Here is a 22,667-nt window from a genome sequence, read left to right on the forward strand (position 1 = left end):
TGAAGCAAGTGCGCATGTCCCGCGCACTTTTTGACTTCGCTAATCTTACGATAACTATATCCAAAAAGAACATAACAAGTTGTATCAAGCCGTGACGCAATGGTCATCAATTTCTGCCGGATTGGTTCGAACCGCTATGACTTTTCCTTTCAGTTTTCTAAAAGCAGATGAACCAAAGATTTTGTTTCAATTCATTATTTTTTATCAATCAGCCTGATAGATATGGAGCAGGGTGACTGATTTTCAAGGTTCATTTCTAGCGGAGTTTTGTCAATTCAGTCAATTTCTGTCCTTGAATGTGCCATTTTTAGCCTTGAAGCATACTGAGTGCAGGGCTTTCAGGTCTTTGCTGATAGTATTTAATCAGCACAAATAACAGTGTATTAGATCATTTGAGTTACTGAACTTTTCTGATGAGATCGAAAATGGGAACGATCCTGTCGATGTGTGATTTAAAATAATTTCCATCCTGCCGGGTTGAATCCCTGTCATCTGCTATGGAATTGTTTATGATGATCTTGCACTTAGATATGGGGGATATCGATGCACGTATTTCGTTCTAAAAAAGACTGGTGGCTGCTGGCTTTTGTGATTTGTATGAGTGGCCTGTTGCTGCAACTACTGCTGACCATGCAGGCCAAAGGCACTATGCAGCAATATCCGCTGCACACTGCGGTTTATGTCCTGACTATTATCATTTTATGGTGGCCGCTGTGGAGTACGCGCTATGTGATGTACAATGGGGTATTGACCATAAAAAGCCTGTGGTTAAGCTGGAAGATTCCGTTAAGTGAAATCCAATCCATTCAGCCCACAGACCACTCTATCATTGCGCCAGCCTTATCTTTAAAGCGTCTGCGGATTGACTATACTGATGCGGGCGTGCAGAAATTTATATTGGTTTCACCCAAAGATCAAACTGCTTTTATACAGGTGCTTCAGCCGAATAAAAACTGATATCGAGTCTGCCTTAGTTAAGCTTTTGCTTGCTCAGGCAGAACCACCAGCTGTCCATCGACACAGTCCAGATGCAGACTGAACTGCTCAGGCTGGTTTAAAAAATACAGCGCCAGAATCGGCTCCAGTTCGGTACGCATCTTGCGGCCCAAATGCCGGGCGCCGTAACGAATATCATGGTCCTGATAGAAATAGGCTTTGGCTGAAGCGCTTAAATGCACGCTGCGTTGCTGATGTTGCAAGCGCTTGTTCAGTTTATCCAGTTCAATTTCGACCAGACGTGGCAGGGCATCATGCTGTACCGCCTGATAATGCAGGCTGCGGTCAATCCGGTTCAGAAATTCAGGGTCGAATTTACGCTGCATGACTTTTTCAATGATGCGCTGGGTGGGAACGCGCTTCAGACACAGTGCCTGCATTTTCTCAGGCAGATAGCTGAGTTTGTCCAGATATTGCTGCGCCGCCTGTGCCCCGACATTGCTGGTCATAAAGATCATGCAGTTGCGAAAATCGATAGTTTTAGTGCCCGCTGTCAAGGTCAGCCGGCCAGTATCCAGCACGTTCATCAAGCCGCGAATCACTTCGTTACTGGCTTTTTCCAGCTCATCAAACAGCATGATGCCGGGACGGGTATGACTGCCGGCAATCGCAGTTTCATCAAACAGGCTGTGACCTTCCTTTGATCCCACATAACCGGGCGGTGCGCCGGTCAAAGCCGCCGCATAATGTTCCTGTGCCAGAGTATTCATATCAATCCGGCAAAAGGCATCCGGGCGGCCATAGATCGCATCGGCAATCAGACGCACGGTTTCTGTTTTACCGACGCCAGTAGGGCCCAGCATCAAGGTAACCGACAAAGGGCGATCCGGACTGGAAAAATCTGCCTTGACCACATGCAACATTTTTTCAATTTCATTCAGGGCTGCATCCTGCCCAATAATCCGTTCACGTAGCAGTTGCATTACCTTACTCGGCTCGAAATGAAAACGCGGTTTACCAATCAGGCGAGCACGTTCAGACGGGTGATGGGTGGAGGTGGAGGGTTGAAAATATGAATGCCCGATTGCTGCAGGGTCATGCGAATCATCTCAAAACTAGACTTTTTGAGCATAACAAAGTTAAAGGTTGAAACTTATAGCTTTTAACAATCAGTTTATGTCGTGAGGATTATAGATTGGGGGGATAACCCGACAGGAACTTTAAGATTAAGTGGCAGCTTCAGGGGAATTTTGTGTTTTTGCTTGAAAATGACGCAACAATCATCACATATATCTGCAGATTGTAGGTGAAAAATAGGCTTTAGGTGAACGAAAACGCACGCCCCCATATTGAAAAAATCCTGGCGAATATGACCAGCCTGCCCGGGGTCTACCGGATGTATGGCAAAGACGGTGAATTATTGTATGTGGGTAAAGCCAAAAACCTGAAAAACCGGGTCTCCAGCTATTTTGTCAAAACGCTGGATCATCCCAAAACCCAGGCCTTGGTGGCACGGATTTATGATATCCAGACCCTGGTGGTACGTTCTGAAACTGAAGCCTTGTTGCTGGAACAGAACCTGATCAAGCTGCATCATCCGCCCTATAACATCATGCTGCGTGATGACAAATCTTATGTCTATATTTTTGTTTCGGCAGATAAACCCTATCCGCGTTTAGCCAGTGGGCGCGGCAAGGGCAAGCACCAGGTGGGCAAGTTTTTTGGACCTTATCCGAGTGCGTATACCGCCCGGGATACTCTGGTGGTGCTACAAAAACTGTTCAATGTGCGTTCCTGTGAAAACAGTTTTTTTGCCAACCGGACCCGGCCATGTCTGCAATACCAGATCAAACGCTGCTCTGCGCCCTGTGTCGGATTTATTTCTCCGGAAGACTATAAGGCAGATGTCGATAACTCGATCCGATTTTTGCAGGGCGATACCAAGGAGCTGAATCAGGAACTGATCGCAAAAATGGAAGCGGCCGCTGAAGCGCTGGAATTTGAAAAAGCGGTGTTCTATCGTGACCGGATGGCATTGTTAAGAGACGTACAGTCGCAGCAGGCGATCTATAAGCTCAAAGGCGAAGCCGATATCCTGTCGATTGCCTATCAGGCCGGGGTGACCTGTGTGCAGATCATGCATGTGCGCAACGGCAAAATGCTGGGTGGAAAAAGTTATTTCCCAGATATGCTCAGTGATGACCTGGGGCAGATGCTGGCCGATTTTATTGCCAATTTTTATTTTCAGGTGGCCGATGAAATTCCGGCTGAACTGATTGTTAATCTGGAAGTGGCTGATCGTAAAGAACTGGAAGCAGCACTCTCGCAGCATTTTGGCAAGAAAATCCAGATCAAGTCCAAAGTCCGCGAAACCCGGGCCGAATGGCTGGAACTGGCGCAGATGAATGTACAGCACGCGATTCAGGGCAAGCTGGCCAATCATATAGAATTAAATGAGCGTTTTCATCAGCTGGAGCAGGTGGTCGGCCATCCTGTAGACCGGATCGAGTGCTTCGATATTTCACATACCATGGGCGAAGATACCGTGGCCTCCTGTGTAGTCTTTGATAGTGGTGGTGCGCGCAAGCGCGATTATCGCCAGTTTTCCATTCACGATATTCAGGCGGGCGATGACTATGCCGCCATGCGTCAGGCGCTGACCCGTCGTTATAAGAAAGCCCTGTTGCCGGACTTGCTGCTGATTGATGGTGGCAAGGGGCAATTGCACATGGCGATGGAGGTTATGCAGGAACTGGGTCTGGATGCCTTTATGGTTGGTGTGTCTAAAGGTGAGGGACGTAAGCCCGGTCTGGAAACCCTGCACTTTACCGATGGCAGTAAAATTCAATTACCGGAAGATCATAAGGCGCTACACCTGATTCAGCAGGTACGTGATGAAGCACACCGCTTTGCGATTACCAAGCATCGTGCCAAACGCGACAAGAAACGGGGTTCGTCGGTACTGGAATTGATTCCGGGGTTGGGACCTAAACGCCGTCGTGACCTGCTGACCCATTTTGGCGGGATTCAGGGCGTACTGAAAGCCTCAGAACGAGATCTGCAATTGGTACCGGGACTGGGTTCAGTCATGGCACGGATGATTTATAAAGTGTTGCATGAATAACTTGGGGGCTCGAATGCAAGGGCAAAAATGCGTATTGACGCATGGGTCACAGGACATTCACAACCTGATGAATTTTGCCGAATATACTGAGCATCAAGACTTACTGAGGGATCAACATGTCTTTGCATGCACTTTATGCACAAATTACCGAACAGGAATGGGTAGAGTTCCCACAGGGATGGTTACAGGGCCGTACCCTGTATGGCGGTCTGGCTGCCGCGATGATGATGCAGAAAGCCGTCACTCACATCAATGATCCGGCCAAGCATTTACTCAGTTGCAGTGTGACCTTTGTTGGCCCGATTCAGCAAGCCAAAGTACGACTGAGTGCCGAAACCCTGCGGCAGGGCAAGTCGGTGACCACGATTGAAGTGCGCTTATGGCAGGACGACGCGGTGCAAAGTATTCTGATTGCCAGTTTCGGTATTTCCCGTGATTCAGAGATTCAGGTACAGCAACAAGCTCAAGCACCTGACTATGCTGTGCCAGAGCAGCTGTTTCAGATTCCTGCGGGTTATGGCATGCCAGACTGTTATGACCATTTCGAAGTGGCTTGGGCGGATATCAATCTGCCTTGTAGTGCCAGTCCTCGTCCGGACTTTGGTGGCTGGTGCCGATTTCATCCTGAAAAGCATCACAACCGTGAATTTTTGGTCGCCGACCTGATGGCCATCTTTGATATCTGGCCACCCGGGGTGTTACCGATGTTTAAAAACATGGCACCTGCGAGTAGTCTGACCTGGACAGTGACCTATGTGCATCCGGTTCAACATCAATTGCATGATTGGTTTAAATATAAAGTATTTACCGACTATGCTGCGGATGGTTATGCGACGGAGCATGCCTATCTCTGGGATGCCGAAAATCGCCTGATTGCGATGGCAAGACAAACAGTGACGGTGTTTGCCTAGTGACACTGCAAGTCAATTCGTATAAAGTGAAGCCTATTAATGATGGATCAAACCTCTAAAAAAGTGTGCATTTTCATCGTACATGAGGGGAAAAATTGGCGGTGTCTATGACTACAGGTCGTATCCTGAATATTCCAAATATCTTGACCTTGGCGCGTATCGCTCTTATTCCGGTATTTTTATTGGTGGCTTACTGGCCACCTGCAATGGGCTTTGATGCCCATAACCCCGACATGACGCGGCATATTATTTTGACCACGATTTTTGTGGTGGCTGCAGTAACGGACTGGTTTGATGGCTATCTGGCACGTACATTAAACCAGACTTCTGCTTTTGGACGTTTTCTCGACCCAGTTGCAGATAAATTGATGGTCGCAGCTGCACTGATTGTGCTGGTGCAATGGCAGCCTTCCATGTCGATGGCTTTTGCTGCGATTGTGATTATTTCGCGTGAAATTACTGTGTCAGCTTTACGTGAGTGGATGGCAGAGTTGGGTGCACGGACCAATGTTGCGGTTTCAACGGTGGGGAAATACAAAACTGCTTTCCAGATGATCGCCATCACCGTATTTCTGTTAAATTGGCCACCGCTGGAAATGCTGGCGTATGCCTTGCTATACACCGCAGTAGTACTCACTTTATGGTCGATGTTCATTTATCTGAAAGCGGCTTGGCCATATCTGAAACAGCCTTAATCGAAATGAAAAGAGAAGCTCCTTGAAAGGGGGCTTTTTTTATGCGCTTAAATTATCAAGCCAATCGGCAAATTGCAGGCAAAAAAATACCCAGTCTTTGGGGGAAGAACTGGGATGAAATCGGGGTATTTGTTGCTTATTATTATAGTTATTCAAAGATATCTCATCTTCTTAGGGCTCATTATAGAGGGACAGTTTTTTTTAATCATGTGGCTTCTTGTAGCAGAATGTTGTGTTTTGTGAATACTCTGTATATTGCTTTTACAATCCATTATTTTGATACAAATCTAAATGTTTTTCAGTAGGATAGTGACTGACTCGATAGACGAAATAGGATAAGTGAAAATCTGTTTTTTGTGCCCTAAATATTGGTTAGTAAGATTTGCTAGATTTAGTCAAAAAATCCCTTGAGATAGGGGATAGATTTATGCCTACGCGGATTTCATCCTTGTCTTGAGTAATGTTTAGAACAACGTATAAAAAAAGAATCCCCAAAGTTGGAGATTCTTTTAGATTAAAGCCTACGCGCGCTTTCAGCGCTTGTCTTGCGTAATTTTTAAAGCAATGCTTTAAAAATTACTCAGGCTTCAGCCCTTCGGCTTTTTCTAGGGATGCATCATTGTTAAAGAACTTTTCACGCTGTTCTTCAAGAAACTTTTTCGCATCTGCTTCAAACACGTTCAAACGCTTTTCATTAATTAGCGTAGTCTGGTGTTTTAGCCATTCTTGCCAAGCCTGTTTAGACACGGTGTCAAACAATTCCTGACCCTTTGGCCCCGGGAATGGAGCAAAGTCTAAACCTTCCATGTCCGCCTGATACTTACGGCAAAAAACTTGTCGAGACATATCCATACTCCAAAATTATGCGTAAAGTTGTTCCAAACGCGCATGTGCACGCTCAATGGCTGCTTTCACTTGAGCAGGCGCGGTGCCACCAATGTGATTACGGGCATTCACCGAAGCTTCAAGAGTTAGGGCTTTTTCAAATACGTCTGCTTGAATCAGGTCAGAGAACTGTTGCAGTTGTTCGAGTGTCAATTCAGACAGGTCTTTAGATTCTTGTACACCGAGTGCAACCGCTTTACCTACAATCTCGTGCGCATCACGGAATGCAACGCCGTTTTTCACCAGGTAATCAGCTAGGTCAGTCGCAGTTGAGAAACCACGCAGCGCTGCTTCGCGCATTTCAGCAATGTTTGGAACCAGTGCAGGAATCATGTCAGCAAATGCCATGAGTGAACCACGAACTGTATCGATCGCATCGAACAATGGCTCTTTATCTTCCTGATTGTCTTTGTTATAGGCGAGTGGCTGGCCTTTCATTAAAGTCAGCAGGCTCATCAAATCGCCATAGACACGGCCGGTTTTACCACGTACCAGTTCAGGCACATCCGGATTTTTCTTCTGCGGCATGATTGAAGAGCCAGTACAGAAGCGATCTGGAATATTCACGAATTTGAACTGTGCAGATGTCCATAGAATCAGTTCTTCAGACATACGTGATAAATGCATCATAATTAAAGATGCAGCGGCATTAAATTCAATCGCAAAGTCACGATCCGATACTGCATCCAGCGAGTTTTCAGCAACAGCTTCAAAACCTAGCAGTTCAGCAGTATAAGCACGGTCGATTGGATAAGTAGTACCTGCAAGTGCAGCAGAACCAAGCGGCATACGGTTGACACGCTTACGGCAATCAATCAGACGTTCTGAATCGCGTACCAGCATTTCAAACCAAGCCATTAGATGATGACCAAAAGTCACTGGCTGAGCTGTTTGCAAGTGGGTGAAGCCTGGCATAATGGTGTCGGTGTTTTTAGCCGCTAAGCTTAAAATACCTTTTTGTAATTTTTTCAGTAATTCCAGGATGCTATCGATTTCATCGCGTACATAAAGACGGATATCTGTAGCCACCTGGTCATTACGGCTACGACCGGTATGCAGTTTCTTGCCAGTAATGCCGATACGTTGAGTCAGGCGTGACTCAATGTTCATGTGGACATCTTCTAAATCAATGCGCCATTCAAAGTTGCCTGCTTCAATATCGGCTTGAATCGCTGTCAGACCTTCAATAATGTCATCGCGTTCTTGCGTGGTCAGTACGCCCACTTTTGCCAGCATGGTTGCATGGGCAATCGAGCCTGCAATATCTTGTTTATAAAAACGTTGGTCAAATTGAACAGATGCTGTAAATTCAGCAACAAAAGCATCAGTCGCTTCAGAGAAACGACCGCCCCACATACCCGAAGTCTGGGCGTGTGATGGATTAGAGGAATTAGAAGATGTGGTCATGTCGGCTCAATCAGATTAAAAGCAGTAGAACGAAAAAGAGTATAACAAATTCAAAGCCCATTGCCGAAGTCACATCTGCTCAATCTTTTACATCGATAAACGAACAGACGCAAAATTCCTATTTTTTTAGCCAGATCGGCAATCTACGCTATTTGCTGGAACTGTTTGCTGGCGGCAATATTCTGGCCATGATTCTGGCGCTTGCAGAAGCGCAATCCTGGCAGGCTTTGAATGGAATGCACCTGCTGCAATATATCCTGTATATCAACTGGGTACTGTTATGTTTTGCAGCACTGGTCGAGCTGTTCCATCAAGCCTTTCAACGTATGGGAATCAAACTGGCTTTGATTTCTGGATTTCTGCTGTTACAGGCAATTGTACTGCTCACTACGGTGAACCTGAATATCTTGATATATTTTGGACAGAATTTTAATTTTCAGGATTTAAACCTGGCGATTGCGCTGGATCGGGTCGGACTCCATTTAAGTCTGGGAATTTTGCTGGGAACTTTCTGTTTTCGCTATCTTTATTTGCGTGAGCAATGGGAGCAGCAGCAGCATAGTGAGTTGAATGCTAGGATTCAGGCCATGCAGGCACGGATTCAGCCGCATTTCCTGTTTAACAGCATGAACAGTGTGATCAGCCTGATCAGTATCAATCCGGATAAAGCCGAGCACATGCTGCTGAATTTGTCACGGTTATTTCGTGCCAGTTTTCAGGAATTAAAACTGGTCAGCCTGCAGGAGGAAATTGATCTGTGCCAGCGCTATCTGGAGATTGAGCAGATCCGTCTAGGTGAGCGTTTGCAGGTCGAATGGAATTTAGAAAACAAAGACTTATACTCACAAGTTCAAATTCCATTATTAACTTTACAACCCTTGCTAGAAAATAGTATTTTCCATGGAGTTGAAAAAATTCTTACAAAGAGTACCATAAGCATATTGGTTGAAATATTGCAAAATCAAATTAATATCATCATAACGAACCCTTATGCACAGGATAATAAAACTTTAAAAAAGGGACATGGTATTGCAATAGAAAATGTCAGACAGCGTCTGCAAGCTTATTATGGACCCAGTGTGACTTTTCAAACCTTTGCCGGCGAAGGGATGTTTACGACGGTAGTGCGATATCAATATAAATAAAAATAAATCAAAGAAATCGCAGTTAGCTTTATCATTCATCTGATGATGTTAACTGGGTAAGGAGGAGAAATGGACATCCTGATTTGTGATGATGAGCCTTTGGCCGTCGAGCGTTTATCACGTTTGGTCTCTCAACTGGGGCATGATGTGGTGGCGACAGCAAGCCATGGCCGTCAAGCGATTGATCTGGCTCACCAATACGAACCCGATGTCATCCTATTAGATATTCAAATGCCTGAAATGAATGGACTGGCTTGTGCGCAACATTTGCGTCAACTGGATCCAATGCCGGCTATTGTCTTTTGTACGGCCTATGACCAACATGCGCTGGATGCATTTAAATCAAATGCCGAAGGCTACTTGCTTAAACCGGTGATGCAACAGGAATTGGCACAGGTTTTAGAGCACTTAACTAAACTTACCCAAGCTCAAATGAGCCAACTAAAACAAAAAGAAAATATGGACGAAATCAATATCAGCCGCCAGCAGATCGCGGCAAAAACCTATCGTGGTGTCGAATTGGTGCCAGTTGAAAATATCTATTATTTTCTGGCGGATCAGAAATATGTCACTGTGCGTCATAAAAACGGCAGTGTATTGATTGATGAAACCTTAAAGGAGTTAGAGCAGGAGTTTGGGAACCAGTTTATCCGGATTCATCGTAATGCCTTGATCTCGGTGCATTATCTGGATGGTCTGGAAGTGGTGAGTTCTGGTCAGTATCAGGTACGTTGTCGTGAGCTGGACGATCGTTTGGCGGTTAGTCGGCGACATTTACCGTTTTTACGAGATCGGATTCAAAAGCTTTAGCAGGGGATGAATGAGAGCATTGAGTTGAAACTTGTATAAATTCACTTGCATTTTCAAGTGAGCAGGTTAAGTTTAGACTATTGTTCTCATTTACTGTTATTGAAATTTATGAAGACCCTAAAAATTGCAACTCGACAAAGTCCACTTGCGCTTTGGCAAGCGGAACACATCCGTGCGCGCCTACAAGATTTGCACGCTGGTTTGCAGGTCGAGTTAGTCACTTTTGTTACACAGGGCGATAAAATTCTAGATACACCACTGGCTAAAATTGGTGGAAAAGGACTGTTTGTAAAAGAATTAGAAGCCGCTTTACTGGATGGTCGTGCAGATCTGGCTGTGCATTCCATGAAAGATGTCCCGATGGCCTTGCCCGAAGGTCTGAGTCTGGCAGTGATCTGTGAACGTGAAGATCCCTTAGATGCCTTTGTGTCGAATACCTACACTAGTTTTGAAGAATTGCCACAAGGCGCCAAAGTCGGAACCTCAAGCTTGCGCCGTAAAACCCAGATTTTAAAACAGCGTCCAGATCTGGACATTATCGATTTACGCGGTAATGTCGGCACACGTTTATCTAAACTGGATGCAGGCCAGTATGATGCGATTATTCTGGCCAGTGCCGGTTTAAAACGCTTGGGTCTGGCAGAACGTATTCGTCATACTCTGACGCCTGAAGTCAGTCTGCCGGCCGTGGGTCAAGGGGCATTGGGACTGGAATGCCGTACTCATGATCAGACGGTGCTGGACTTGATTCAGCCACTCCTGCATGCGGATACAGATGCGTGTGTACGTGCCGAACGTGCCTTTAATGCCTATCTAGAAGGCGGATGTCAGGTGCCGATTGCTGGTTATGCCACGCTCAAAGAGGGTGTGATTTCAATCGAAGGTCGTGTGGGCAGTGTCGATGGAACAGTTTTGCTCCGGGCACAGCATACTGGCAAAATGGCAGCTGCGGAGCAATTGGGTGTAGAGCTGGCAAAAGACCTGCTTGATCAAGGTGCTGGCGAGTTGCTGAAAGTACTCTATTCACACTGATGTTATTGATTAATACTCGCCCCAGTGATCGTGCTACAGGCTTGACTCAACAGTTACAGGCAGCACAGGTGTCTGTTCTGGAATTGCCCTTGCTCGAACTGCATGCCATGCCTTATTCCGATGAGCTGTCGATTTTGTATCAGCAGCTGGAGCAGGCACAGATTATTGTGGTGGTCAGTCCGACGGCCGCTCAGATTGGCATGCAATATTTACAACAGGCGGGTATTAAGCTCTCGGCCTTGGCGCAGGTGCATTGGGTGTCAGTGGGAAAAGCCACTGAACAGGCACTGGCGAGCTATGGCATTCATAGTCATGTGCCTGAGGTCGAAACTTCGGAAGGCATGCTGCAATTGCCTGTGTTGAAGCAACTGGCTTCTGGTTCAGGTGTGGCTTTCTGGCGCGGAGAAGGTGGTCGTCAATTTATGATGGATCATTTACGTGCCAGCAATATTAAAGTTTTAAACTTTATTTTGTACCGGCGGCAATGTCCTAAAACGACGGCAACGATTTTGGCAGAGAATTTGGCGCTGCTTAAGACACAGCAGCGTTTTGCAGTGCTAATCACCAGTGAGGCAAGTTGGTTAAACTGGCTGATACTCTTGCAGAGGAATGCGGAGTTTATACAGCAAGCCTGTTATTTGGTTTTGGGGCCACGTTTGGCCAATATTCTTGGGGAATATCAACAGCAGCATCAGGCAAGTTTTCAATTCGTAAAAATCGATGATTTAGACGCAAATACGATCTTGCAGAAAATGGGGCTGATATTAGGGAACGCATGAAGAAACTATTCATTGTATTGTTCATCTTAAGTTTGTCATGGCTGGTCAAGCTCAGCTACGACCTTCATGTTCTGAATACAGCACAGACTGAATTTAATCAAAGCATTAATCAGTTACAGCAGCAAAATGCCAATCTCAATGATCAGTTTGTGGCTTTAAAACGCCAGATTTCTGCTCAGCAGGAAAGTGCTGGAGCTACTTCAGCGAAAGCGTCAGTAAATGAAGCGGCAACTGATGCAACGCAAAATGATATTGTCTTGGTGCAGCAACATCTGGATCTGATCGAATTTGCACTACAACAGCAACAATACGCCACTGCGATTGAGAAATTAAATCAGTTATCTAATGAGCTGGATGATTATATTTTAGCGCCTGCCTTGGTCAGCAGTTTGCAGCAAGTGATTGCAAAAGATCAGGACATGCTGAAAAAATTCGTGAACAGCCGATTAGTGCAGCAAAATAAAGTAAAAGAACTCTTGGTGCAGATGGATGCTGAAATTGAAAAAGAAATTCAGACACCACATCGTCAGCGTCCAGAAACTCAACGCTCTTTCTGGCAGCGCTGGATTCAGGTTGAATCCGCAGATCAGCCAAGCACAGTCTTGATGCAACGGCATCTGGTACTGAAAGAGGCCCAGTTGCGCTTGCTCATCGCACAAAATACCTTGCAAAAAGACCAATCTGTCGCTTTTCAGCAAGCACTGAATGCCGTGATTGAAGTTTTGGGACAATTGCCGGATGCGCAGAGCCAAAAATGGATTCAGCAATTGAATCAAATCAAGGCTACCCCGATTACTCCGATTCCATTATTAAACACACGCACCCTAGTGGGCTAATTGCTTATGAAACAGATTCTGCTGGCCTATTTATTTGTCTGCTTACTTGGCATTGCGGGGCTGAGTATCTTGAGTTATGGACATGGGGCTGGCTATGTCTATCTGTATTGGCGCGAGTGGCAGTTACAAACCACCCTCTGGTTTTTGGCCGCATCCTTGGTCAGTGTAAGTTTTCTGATGCATTGCATCTGGTATGCTATCAAGCAGTATCGCAGTCGTGAAAAGCGTAAAACTGAAACAGTCTTTAGTTTTTCCCGCTTGCACCCTTATGAACAATTGGCCGTGATCTGGTTATTAAACGCTGCGCAGGATCAGCGGGATTTTATTCAGCAGTCTTTTACTAAGTCGGGTTTACTTAAACATATTATTGATGCACGTTTATCTTGGGGGCAACAGCAATATACCCATGCATTAACTGCTTTAAATCAGTCCAATCCCATGGCATTTGAATTGGCAGAATTACAGCGGATTGAAATTTATTTATCACAACAGCAAGGTGAACAAGCACTTATCCATTTAGAGTTTTTAAATCAGCATGAATTATCACCTTGGTTAATACAGGTTAAAACAGCCTATGAGCAGCGCCTTGTCGCCTTATGGGGGGTATTTGCCATGCAGTTTCCTTGGTTATATTTACGTTCGACCCAATATGGGCATTTAGACCAAGAAGTAAAAAAAACATGGCTTGAACAATTATTATTAGCCTATGACCAAGCCACACAGGACGATTTATTTTATTTACAGCAACGTTATTTAGATTTAAAACCGCAAATATTTGATCGTGACTATTCGGTCAAATTATTATGGTTGAAATTATTATTTAGAATGCCAGAAATGAGTGCCGAGCATGAAGTGCTTGCGATTCATTTAATGGAACAGCAATTTAATCAGGATGTATTTTATTTGTGGTTCCAACAACAGTTATTGCGTCAAAACCCGGATTATGATGCGATTGCACAACAGATTTCGCACTGGGAAACCAAGTATCCGGCATTACCGGTTTTAAGCTTTGCGAAATGGCATGTGTTGCAAGCCACAGGCTATACAGATCAAGCCCAGCAACTACTTGACTTGTATCCGGATGATATTCGTATGAGTTATTTAAGAATTAAAGCTGCCTTACAAGATCGGGAGGACTTGCTACAGCAGTTAAATGCAGTATTTGAATCGAATGTAAACTTTATAGAAATTAAGACTTGAGAATAATAATGTCAGAATTAAAACAATATCCAGTTACTTATGAACAAACAGTCGCATGGGGTGATATGGATGCCTTTGGACATGTCAATAATGCCATGTATTACCGTTATGTCGAAAGTGCGCGTCTGGCTTATCTAGGGATATTAGATATACATAATGAACCGGTATTTACGGTAGTGTCTTCAAATCAGTGCCGTTATTTAAAACCTGTGGTTTTTCCTGATCATTTAAAAGTGGCAGCACGTATTGAAGAAATTCGAAATAGTGCAGTTAGAATGCAATATCTATTATGGAGTGAAAAACAGCAAAGTATTGTGGCTACTTCAGAAGCAGTGATTGTCTGTGTCGATAAAAAGACCATGCAGAAAACAGAAATTCCGGAACATATTCGCGAAAAAATCAAAGCACTTGAATTAAGCGTTCAACATGAAATTTAAAAATGAATGAAGCATTTTATTTTGTAATTTTTTTTAAATTTTATTGTTATTGCTTTAAGGTTTTATATTGAATGTTTTATTTAATATAAATATGATGGGGCTATTATTTAACAAAACGAATAATATTATTTTTCGGAGAGCATTATGCCAGATATTACGCATTTATCAGTAGAAGAGTTAAAACGTTTACAAGCAGAAGCAGAGTCACTGATTGCTTCAAAAAAAGATCAAGAAATTGAAGGCGCTTATCAGCAAATCTTAGCAGTTGCCGAGAAAGTGGGTATGACAGTTGAACAGTTACTTGAATTTGGTGCGTCTAAGCGTAAGAAATCATCACGTAAGTCGGTTGAGCCGCGTTACCGTAGCAAAAGCAATCCAGACGATACCTGGACTGGCCGTGGTAAACAACCGCGCTGGTTAGTGGCAGAATTGGAAAAAGGCGCAAAGCTGGATGATTTCCTGATCTAAGCTGCCATTTGATCTGGTCATTAGGCTGTCATACAGACAGTCTAAGATGATTAAACCAAGCATGCCTGCTTGGTTTTTTTATATCTATGAATTGGCGTTGGCAGAAAAGTGTGCATAATGTGTAAGTATAAGGGGAAAATTATAAATGGGGATTTGGACTTGAGCGATTGGTCGTGGTGGGGATGAGCAGTAAACCGAAAACTTTAAGATGGTTGATCCTTGCTCTTGTTGCATTTTTTATTTTTGTCGTATTACAAGTGCCAGCGGCCTGGTTAATTTCAAAATTTTATAAAAATAACCAGACTTTGCATAATGTAAACGGAAATATCTGGCAGGGAAGTGCGGACTGGAAAAAAGGCAATCTTCGGGGCAGTCTGAACTGGAAAGTACGGCCGCTGGATTTGCTATTGCTGCGAGTTGGGGCACATGTGGATTTACATAGTGGCAATACCCAGCTTTCCGGGATCATGGCTTATGGTTTGAATAAATCTTTGAATGTCAAAAATCTTGAAGGGCAGGTCGCGCCTGAAACTCTAAAAAAAGTTGCAGACTGGCAATGGCCGAGTACTGCGATTCAGTTTAAAGATCTGGATTTTAAATATAAAAAAGATCAGGGTTTCAGTCAGGTGGCTGGGCAAATGCAATGGGCGGGTGGTGAGCTGATTTATACCTTTGCTCAGCGTCAGGAACGCATGAATGTACCCGCCATGACTGGACAACTCGCAGATGAAAGCGGACAGCTGTTAATTGATGTTCGGGATAGTCGCGATCAACGCATGCTGAATATCAAGCTTGATCCGAATCTGATGCTGGATATCCAGCTCACCCAGCGCTTTTTAATGAATGCGCCTTCCTATGAAGGTAAAGCCGGATTGGATACCTATGTGATCAGTACCCGCCAACCCTTAATGGGAGGCTTGAACTGATGGCAGTTTCTCTGAATGATTTAAAAAATATTGAACTGAAACAGATCAATCGTGCTGCACCTGTGGTTTTGTTACTGCTCATCCTGTATCTATGCTGGAAGCTGGCGGCTTTGTTCTGGTTGCTGATTGCTCCACCACAAGCCATGCAGCTGGATCGGGTTGAACTGGGTTCACAACAGGCACAAATTCCGAATATCAGTGCATTTTCACTGTTTCAGGAAGTTGGGCAGTCTGCGGGTGCTGTTGAAATGGCCAATATCATTTTACAAGGGGTGGTGGTTGCCAGTCCGAGTTATAACTCTTCTGCGGTACTGAAAATTAATGATCAGGTCGATCGTTACCGTGTCGGGGAAATGCTGGCCAATAGCGGTTTTGAGTTGGCTGAAGTGCATTGGGATCGGGTTATTTTGCGTCGATCCACAGGTGCTACTCAAGAAATCTTATTCAAAGGTCTGGAAAATGGCTTGAATCAGCCGATTGTGCCGGAAACATCAGCATCTTCAAGTTCAATGCCTGCTATGCCTTCTAATAGTGGTATGCCTGAGCAGCCTTCGCCACAGAATGAAATTGGTCGGGCCATCCAGCAGATGCAGGAAAACAAGGACCAGTATTTACAGAATATGGGGGTTAGTGCAGCAGATGGTAGTTATGAAGTAACTTCACGGACGCCGGCTGCATTGCGTAATCGCCTGGGTTTAAGACCGGGCGACCGGATTTTGTCTTTAAATGGCCAGACGCTGAGCCAGGGACAGACCGAAGCACAATTACTGGAACAGGCCCGGCGTGAAGGTCAGGTCAAACTCGAAATAAAACGTGGTGATCAGGTGATGACCATACAACAAGATTTGAAGTGATGTGTCATCACGCATAGGGTTAGGAAACACGAAAGTTTATGGCTTTATTTAATAATAATCGATCAGCATGGGCATTCTGTGTGGCCGCACCGTTAATGGCCATGGTCAGTACGGCGAGTTATGCACAAACCTGGAAAATTAACCTTCGAGATGCTGACTTAACTGCATTCATTAATGAAGTGGCCGATATTACCGGCAAAAACTTTGCAGTCGATCCGCGGGTACGTGGCAACGTAACAGTCATTTCCAATAAAGCCCTGAATAAAAATGAAGTCTATGACCTGTTTTTAGGCGTGCTAAATGTGAATGGTGTGGTGGCAATTCCTTCGGGGAATACCATCAAGCTGGTTCCGGACAGTAATGTCAAAAGCTCAGGCATTCCCTATGATGCCAGAAGTCGTGCCAGTGGTGACCAGATTGTGACCCGGGTGTTGTGGCTGGAAAATACTAATCCGAATGATCTAATTCCTGCATTACGTCCTTTAATGCCGCAGTTTGCCCATCTGGCGGCGGTGCCCGGGACGAATGCCTTAATTGTGTCGGATCGCGCCAGCAATATTTACCAGCTGGAAACTATTATTCGTAATCTGGATGGCACCGGTCAAAATGATATTGAAGCGGTGAGCTTGCAATCCAGTCAGGCCGAAGAAATGATTGGACTGATCGAGTCCATGACTGCCACTGGCGGAGCTAAAGATGTCCGCGGTTCGCGGGTGCGGGTGATTGCAGATACCCGTACCAACCGGATTATCATCAAAGGTGATCCCACGACGCGCAAACGGGTGCGTCAAGTGATCGAAACTCTGGATGTGCCGGCTGCGGATCGTTTGGGTGGTTTAAAAGTTTTTCGTCTGAAATATGCCAGCGCCAAAAATCTTGCGGAAATCTTGCAGGGACTGGTGAGCGGGCAGGCGGTGAACAGTAATTCAAATTCAGGCAGCACATCCTCAAACTCGTCTTCGCTCAGTTCTGGCAGTAATTTAAATAACAACAATACGACTACCGGTTCGAGTAGTAACACCTCTTCAGGCATTCAGCTGAATACCGGCATGAATAATGAGCAGGGCGGAATTACCAGCTTTAATGGCAATGGCGTCAGTATTATTGCCGATACCACACAAAATTCTCTGGTGGTGAAAGCGGATCCGCAACTGATGCGGGAAATTGAATCAGCGATTGACCAGCTGGATATCCGCCGTCAACAGGTGCTGATCGAAGCCGCGATTATTGAAGTGGAAGGAACCGATGCGGATCAACTCGGTGTGCAATGGGCCTTGGGTGATATCAGCAGTGGGATTGGGCTGGTGAACTTCGATAATTTTGGGACTAGTCTGAAAAATATTGCGGCTGGTTATCTCACCGGTGGTGGTGCAGGTGCTGCAAGTGCCGTAGGCGCGGGCAGTTCACTGGTACTCGGTGATTATCGTGAAGGCAGTGATGGTTCCCGACGTCTGTATGGCGCGATGATTCAGGCACTTAAAGAAACCACTAAATCCAACCTGTTGTCTACGCCGTCGATCGTGACCATGGATAACGAAGAAGCCTATATTGTAGTGGGTGAAAACGTACCCTTTGTGACAGGCTCAGTATCTACAGGCGCTGCTGGAGTTGCTAATCCCTATACCACCATTGAACGTAAGGATGTCGGGGTCACTTTAAAGGTGGTTCCACATATTGGCGAAGATGGTACGGTACGCCTGGAAGTGGAACAGGAAGTTTCTGATGTCAAAGCCAGTAAAGGGCAGGCGCAGGATCTGGTGACGAGCAAACGTGCAATTAAAACCTCAATTCTGGCCGAACATGGACAAACCATTGTGCTTGGTGGTCTGATTTCGGATAACACCAGTTATGGACGCCAAGCGGTGCCGGGTCTGGGTGCAATTCCAGGCTTGGGACGTTTATTCCGTTCTGAAGGTAAATCCAATCAGAAGCGTAACCTGCTGATTTTTATCCATCCAACCATTGTAGGCGATAAAAATGCAGTGCGTAAACTGACCCAACAACGCTATAGTCAGCTATATAGTCTGCAACTCGCACTCGATTCGGACGGGAACTTTGCCAAGCTGCCAGAAAGTGTTGAAGATGTGTATCAACAGCGAATTCCAGTATCCAGAACGCCATTGCAAAACTCGACTTATCAAACTGTGCCGACCGCACCCGTTCAGGCGCAGCCAGCCAATGTAGTTGTTACGCCGGTAGCGATAGAACCAGTGATTCAGCGACAAGTGGTAGAACCCGTCCAACAGGTAGAAAAAAGTAAAAATACCGTTACAACAACCACACTTAGACCCAAAAGCTAAGTCATTCGCATTTGCAGACAGCATGTTATGATAATGTCAAAGAGAACAGAGAAGTAACTTTCATGACTTGGAAAATACACGCGATTACAGGCGACTTAACAGGACAGGAAATTAGCATTGACCGTGACATGCTGGTGGGGCGTCATCAGGCGGCAGATATCGTGTTACAGGCTGCGGAAATCTCCCGTAAACATGCGGCATTTTTACTAAAGGATGATGCGCTCTGGGTGCAGGATTTGGGTTCATCGAATGGCACTTTCGTCAATGATGTGCAGATTGCGCAAGAAACCTTATTAAAGCAGGATGACATTGTTCAGTTTGCCAGCTTGAAATTTTCAGTAATGGCGCCTGCGGCTGCAGTAGAGGTTCCAGCAGAAATTGAAGCAACGGCAGAAAAAGTCGTGGAACAGGTCGAAGTCGCTGAGCCTACACCTGCACAGCAAATGAATGATCAGGGAATGCCGGAACTGAAACATCGTGATGCTACGGTACAATTAACCCGTGATGGCATGCCAACCAATGTCGGTATTCCAAAACCGGCACCTATTCCGGAAGGCGTGGACATTAATGCGGTAAAACCAGAGCCTACCCCAATTCCGGTTGAGCAGCCTGTATCACGTGTAGAACAGGAAAAAGAAACCCAGAAAAATGTATCTGTAGGTTTGATTTCAGTGATTGTGCTGATTATTTTGGCAATTATGGCTTGGTTGTTGTTCAAATAAGCTGATGATTGGTTACAATCAAGGCATGCATAGCGCATGCCTTTTTTGTGGCTGCGCACATTATAAAAGAGGGTCGGGATGTCTATTGCACAATTAGAAAAGCGTGAACTGATCTTGTTTGATCTGGATGGTACCTTGGTGGATTCAGCACATGATCTGTATCGCGCCATGAATATGAGCCTGAATGTGCTGCAATTGCCTCTGGTGACTGAAGAGCAGGTACGGACCTGGGTAGGTAAGGGCACGTCGATATTCTGTGAAAGTGTACTCCAGCATCTGGTGGGTGAAGTCACACCGGCACAGCATCAGGAACTCTTAACGACTTTTCTGGATATCTATAATGTCGATCCCTGCGTCGATACCGTTCCTTTTCCGGGAATCCTGAAATTTCTGGACTGGGCAAAAGCTCAAGGTAAAACCCTGATTTGTGTGACCAATAAGCCTGAACTTCCTGCCCGCAGTATTCTAGATACCTTGGATATGGCTCATTATTTTGCCGATACCATTGGTGGCGACCGTTTTACTGAGCGTAAACCGCATCCGCGCCAGTTGCTGCATTGTGTCGAACATTATAAGGTGAGCAAAGAACAGGTCTTGCTCATTGGTGACTCTTCCAATGATGTCGAAGCCGCACGCCGCGCCGGGATTGATTGTGTTGTGGTCAGCTATGGCTATAATCATGGTGAAAATATTGCAGATTGTCAGCCGCAGCAGATTGTGGATGATCTTAGAGAATTACTTACCTAATACGCGTACTAAGGAACGAAAATGAATAGTTGTAAGGTTTTTCGATGGCGTCGCTCAGTTCAATTCTATTTACATACTGAGTAACCCTAATTTAAAGAGAAAAACCGCATGACCACTCAAGCACAATTCCAAGAACTTGCTGCGCAAGGCTATAACCTCATTCCTGTTTATCGTCAGCGCCTGGCGGATACCGATACACCACTTTCTATTTTTGCTCGGCTTAAACAGCATCAGCAGGCTTATTTATTCGAGTCTGTAGAAGGTGGTGAGAACTGGGCACGCTATTCGATTATTGGACTAGGTGAATCCACGGTATTTTCCTGCAATGCAGGCGAGCTGACGGTACAGCACGCAGATGCTTCGATTGAAAAGCAGCACTGTGCGGACCCATTTCAATATATTCGCGACTTTCAGGCGCAATTTAAGGTGCCAACCCAGGCAGAATTGCCGGACCTACCGAGTTTTACTGGTGGATTAGTCGGTTACTTTGGTTATGACGCGGTGCGTTATATCGAACCGAAATTAAAAAATGTGCCGGAAGCGGATCCGGTCGGCTTGCCAGATATCTGGATGATGCTGTCTAAAACAGTGATTGTCTTTGATAACCTGAAAGATACTTTATTCTTGATTGTACATGCCGATGCAACTGATCCAGTTGCTTATGAAAAAGCACATGAACAATTAAATGAATTAGAAAATATTCTGGCCACGCCCATCAGTCTTAAAGCTGAAAAACATACGCCGCCACATTTCGAGTCCTTCACCGGACATGACAACTTCATTGCCTCGGTAGAAAAAGTCAAAGAGTATATTCGTGCTGGCGATGTAATGCAGGTCGTACCCGGGCACCGGATGGTGTCTGACTTCGATGGAGACCCGCTACAGGTGTATCGTGCGCTGCGTCATCTCAATCCATCGCCGTATTTGTTCCTGGTGCAAGGGCAGACCTTGGAAAACAATACGCCATTCCATATTGTCGGCTCTTCTCCTGAAATTCTGTCCCGTCTGGAAAATGGTATTGCTACCGTACGACCGCTTGCGGGAACACGCCCACGCGGTAAAACCAAAGAAGAGGATCTGGCGCTTGAGGAAGACCTATTATCCGATGAAAAAGAAATTGCCGAACATGTCATGCTGATTGACTTGGGACGTAATGATGTAGGGCGTATCGCAAAAATTGGCAAAGTGCAGGTGACTGATCAAATGGTGATCGAACGTTATTCGCATGTGATGCATATTGTCTCCAATGTGCAGGGTGAAGTACGTGATGATGTTGATGCCCTGGATGTTTTTAAGGCAACTTTCCCTGCCGGCACACTTTCAGGTGCGCCAAAAATTCGTGCCATGGAAATTATTGACGAAGTAGAGCCGGTAAAACGTGGAATTTTTGGTGGGGCTGTCGGTTATTTAGGCTGGCATGGCGAAATGGACATGTCGATTGCGATTCGTACCTGTGTCATTCGCGAAAATAAGGTCTATGTGCAGGCCGGAGCAGGGCTAGTTGCCGACTCAAATCCTGAATCTGAGTGGAATGAAACCCAAATAAAAGCTCGCGCAGTGATCAAAGCGGTTGAATTATCATCAAATGGTTTGATTTTATGAGTTTTTGACGTTTTTTTTGAAAAAAACACTTGCAAGGATTCTGAGTTTTGCTAAACTGCACACCGTTCCGATACGAAACGTACGAAACACTAAGAAACGCCGGCATAGCTCAGTTGGTAGAGCAACTGACTTGTAATCAGTAGGTCCACAGTTCGAATCCGTGTGCCGGCACCATCTTAGAAGTTTGGTAGTGTGAAGTAAAGAACAGCACTGATGTAAGTGTAAAAAATGGTGAGGTTCCCGAGCGGTCAAAGGGGGCGGACTGTAACTCCGCTACGAAAGTTTCGAAGGTTCGAATCCTTCCCTCACCACCAATTTTAAGACTTCAATAAGTGGTTTGTACCAACATCGTGCGGGAGTAGCTCAGTTGGTAGAGCGGTAGCCTTCCAAGCTACATGTCGCGAGTTCGACCCTCGTCTCCCGCTCCATTGAAGTACTAATATTTGCTCTTATAGCTCAGTGGTAGAGCACTCCCTTGGTAAGGGAGAGGTCTCGAGTTCAAATCTCGATAAGAGCTCCAGATTACAGTTTAGCAACTTTGTTGCAAAGAAATTCCAAAAGCAGGCTATTTAGTCTGCTTTTCAAGTATTTAGTGTTCGGTTTTTTTAAACGATATGTCGGAGCTGGGTTTTACTCAGAATTGTGTTCGACGTAAACGAGGAAGATTAACATGGCTAAGGCTAAGTTTGAACGTAATAAGCCACACGTTAACGTGGGCACAATCGGTCACGTTGACCATGGTAAAACAACTTTAACAGCTGCAATTGCAACTGTATGTGCGAAGAAATTCGGTGGCGAAGCGAAAGACTACGCTGCAATCGACTCTGCACCAGAAGAAAAAGCACGTGGTA

21 protein-coding genes, 4 tRNA genes and 1 pseudogene are annotated in these 22,667 nt (G+C 45.3%); 23 read left to right on the top strand and 3 right to left on the bottom strand.

Going from position 1 to position 22,667, the window contains the following annotated elements; all coding sequences use genetic code 11:
- Positions 1-543: 543 nt before the first annotated feature.
- Positions 544-957: a PH domain-containing protein gene (locus tag FTV08_RS14540; RefSeq protein ID WP_180087579.1), complete on the top strand. Its 414-nt coding sequence runs from the start codon at positions 544-546 to the stop codon at positions 955-957.
- A gap of 17 nt (positions 958-974) precedes the next feature.
- Here FTV08_RS14540 and FTV08_RS14545 read toward each other — a convergent pair.
- Positions 975-2,035 (bottom strand): annotated as a pseudogene (locus FTV08_RS14545) (AAA family ATPase).
- A 225-nt stretch (positions 2,036-2,260) separates the two neighbouring features.
- On the opposite strand from FTV08_RS14545, the gene uvrC reads away from it, so the two are divergent.
- The 3 genes from uvrC to pgsA all read left to right on the top strand — a co-directional run bounded on the left by uvrC (position 2,261) and on the right by pgsA (position 5,666).
- The gene (gene uvrC / locus FTV08_RS14550) at positions 2,261-4,060 is read left to right on the top strand and encodes an excinuclease ABC subunit UvrC (RefSeq protein WP_180087581.1); all 1,800 of its coding nucleotides are present in this window, start codon (positions 2,261-2,263) and stop codon (positions 4,058-4,060) included.
- Between the two features lie 116 nt (positions 4,061-4,176).
- The gene (locus tag FTV08_RS14555; RefSeq protein ID WP_180087582.1) at positions 4,177-4,971 is read left to right on the top strand and encodes a thioesterase family protein; all 795 of its coding nucleotides are present in this window, start codon (positions 4,177-4,179) and stop codon (positions 4,969-4,971) included.
- A 107-nt stretch (positions 4,972-5,078) separates the two neighbouring features.
- Complete coding sequence (gene pgsA / locus FTV08_RS14560) at positions 5,079-5,666, top strand: CDP-diacylglycerol--glycerol-3-phosphate 3-phosphatidyltransferase (RefSeq protein ID WP_016806864.1); 588 nt, start codon at positions 5,079-5,081, stop codon at positions 5,664-5,666.
- A gap of 576 nt (positions 5,667-6,242) precedes the next feature.
- Here the strand turns inward: pgsA and FTV08_RS14565 are convergent.
- A complete protein-coding gene (locus FTV08_RS14565) occupies positions 6,243-6,512 on the bottom strand; it encodes an oxidative damage protection protein (protein WP_004278636.1) in 270 nt (89 codons plus the stop codon).
- A 15-nt stretch (positions 6,513-6,527) separates the two neighbouring features.
- The gene (argH, locus tag FTV08_RS14570) at positions 6,528-7,958 is read right to left on the bottom strand and encodes an argininosuccinate lyase (protein ID WP_171501402.1); all 1,431 of its coding nucleotides are present in this window, start codon (positions 7,956-7,958) and stop codon (positions 6,528-6,530) included.
- Here argH and FTV08_RS14575 point away from each other — a divergent pair.
- The 19 genes from FTV08_RS14575 to FTV08_RS14665 form a co-directional block, all read left to right on the top strand.
- The gene (locus FTV08_RS14575; protein ID WP_180087583.1) at positions 7,949-9,103 is read left to right on the top strand and encodes a sensor histidine kinase; all 1,155 of its coding nucleotides are present in this window, start codon (positions 7,949-7,951) and stop codon (positions 9,101-9,103) included. The genes argH and FTV08_RS14575 overlap by 10 nt on opposite strands.
- A 69-nt stretch (positions 9,104-9,172) precedes the next feature.
- Entirely contained in the window at positions 9,173-9,913 is a 741-nt protein-coding gene (locus tag FTV08_RS14580; RefSeq protein WP_004278633.1) for a LytTR family DNA-binding domain-containing protein, read from the top strand.
- A gap of 108 nt (positions 9,914-10,021) precedes the next feature.
- Positions 10,022-10,945, top strand: coding sequence for a hydroxymethylbilane synthase (gene hemC / locus FTV08_RS14585; protein WP_180087584.1), 924 nt, complete (start codon positions 10,022-10,024; stop codon positions 10,943-10,945).
- On the top strand, positions 10,945-11,724 hold the full coding sequence (locus tag FTV08_RS14590) for a uroporphyrinogen-III synthase (RefSeq protein WP_180087585.1): 780 nt from the start codon (positions 10,945-10,947) through the stop codon (positions 11,722-11,724). The genes hemC and FTV08_RS14590 overlap by 1 nt, the downstream gene beginning before the upstream one ends.
- Positions 11,721-12,560, top strand: a complete 840-nt coding sequence (locus tag FTV08_RS14595; protein ID WP_044113063.1) for a hypothetical protein — start codon at positions 11,721-11,723, stop codon at positions 12,558-12,560. The genes FTV08_RS14590 and FTV08_RS14595 overlap by 4 nt, the downstream gene beginning before the upstream one ends.
- 6 nt (positions 12,561-12,566) lie before the next feature.
- Positions 12,567-13,760, top strand: coding sequence for a heme biosynthesis protein HemY (locus FTV08_RS14600; protein ID WP_180087586.1), 1,194 nt, complete (start codon positions 12,567-12,569; stop codon positions 13,758-13,760).
- A gap of 8 nt (positions 13,761-13,768) precedes the next feature.
- A complete protein-coding gene (locus FTV08_RS14605; protein WP_180087587.1) occupies positions 13,769-14,197 on the top strand; it encodes a thioesterase family protein in 429 nt (142 codons plus the stop codon).
- A gap of 141 nt (positions 14,198-14,338) precedes the next feature.
- Complete coding sequence (locus FTV08_RS14610) at positions 14,339-14,665, top strand: H-NS family nucleoid-associated regulatory protein (RefSeq protein WP_044113061.1); 327 nt, start codon at positions 14,339-14,341, stop codon at positions 14,663-14,665.
- Between the two features lie 182 nt (positions 14,666-14,847).
- The gene (gspN, locus tag FTV08_RS14615; RefSeq protein ID WP_180087588.1) at positions 14,848-15,591 is read left to right on the top strand and encodes a type II secretion system protein N; all 744 of its coding nucleotides are present in this window, start codon (positions 14,848-14,850) and stop codon (positions 15,589-15,591) included.
- Positions 15,591-16,445 (top strand): type II secretion system protein N, encoded by an 855-nt coding sequence (locus FTV08_RS14620; RefSeq protein WP_180087589.1) that lies wholly within the window; start codon positions 15,591-15,593, stop codon positions 16,443-16,445. The genes gspN and FTV08_RS14620 overlap by 1 nt, the downstream gene beginning before the upstream one ends.
- A gap of 38 nt (positions 16,446-16,483) precedes the next feature.
- Entirely contained in the window at positions 16,484-18,745 is a 2,262-nt protein-coding gene (gspD, locus tag FTV08_RS14625; RefSeq protein ID WP_180087590.1) for a type II secretion system secretin GspD, read from the top strand.
- Positions 18,746-18,807: 62 nt separating this feature from the next.
- Positions 18,808-19,467 (top strand): FHA domain-containing protein, encoded by a 660-nt coding sequence (locus FTV08_RS14630; RefSeq protein ID WP_004729299.1) that lies wholly within the window; start codon positions 18,808-18,810, stop codon positions 19,465-19,467.
- Between the two features lie 78 nt (positions 19,468-19,545).
- The gene (locus FTV08_RS14635) at positions 19,546-20,214 is read left to right on the top strand and encodes a phosphoglycolate phosphatase (RefSeq protein ID WP_004729302.1); all 669 of its coding nucleotides are present in this window, start codon (positions 19,546-19,548) and stop codon (positions 20,212-20,214) included.
- A 108-nt stretch (positions 20,215-20,322) separates the two neighbouring features.
- Positions 20,323-21,816 (top strand): anthranilate synthase component I, encoded by a 1,494-nt coding sequence (gene trpE / locus FTV08_RS14640; protein WP_004729304.1) that lies wholly within the window; start codon positions 20,323-20,325, stop codon positions 21,814-21,816.
- A gap of 98 nt (positions 21,817-21,914) precedes the next feature.
- A tRNA-Thr gene (locus tag FTV08_RS14645) sits at positions 21,915-21,990 on the top strand.
- 56 nt (positions 21,991-22,046) lie between these two features.
- A tRNA-Tyr gene (locus tag FTV08_RS14650) sits at positions 22,047-22,130 on the top strand.
- A 38-nt stretch (positions 22,131-22,168) separates the two neighbouring features.
- Positions 22,169-22,244, top strand: a tRNA-Gly gene (locus tag FTV08_RS14655).
- Positions 22,245-22,261: 17 nt separating this feature from the next.
- Positions 22,262-22,336 (top strand) — tRNA-Thr (locus tag FTV08_RS14660).
- Positions 22,337-22,486: 150 nt separating this feature from the next.
- Positions 22,487-22,667, top strand: a 181-nt coding sequence (locus FTV08_RS14665) for a GTP-binding protein (protein ID WP_257221205.1), incomplete at its 3' end; no start/stop codon positions are given.

Origin of the sequence: Acinetobacter sp. YH12226 (genome assembly GCF_013417805.1) — a bacterium.
Classification (GTDB): Bacteria; Pseudomonadota; Gammaproteobacteria; order Pseudomonadales; family Moraxellaceae; genus Acinetobacter.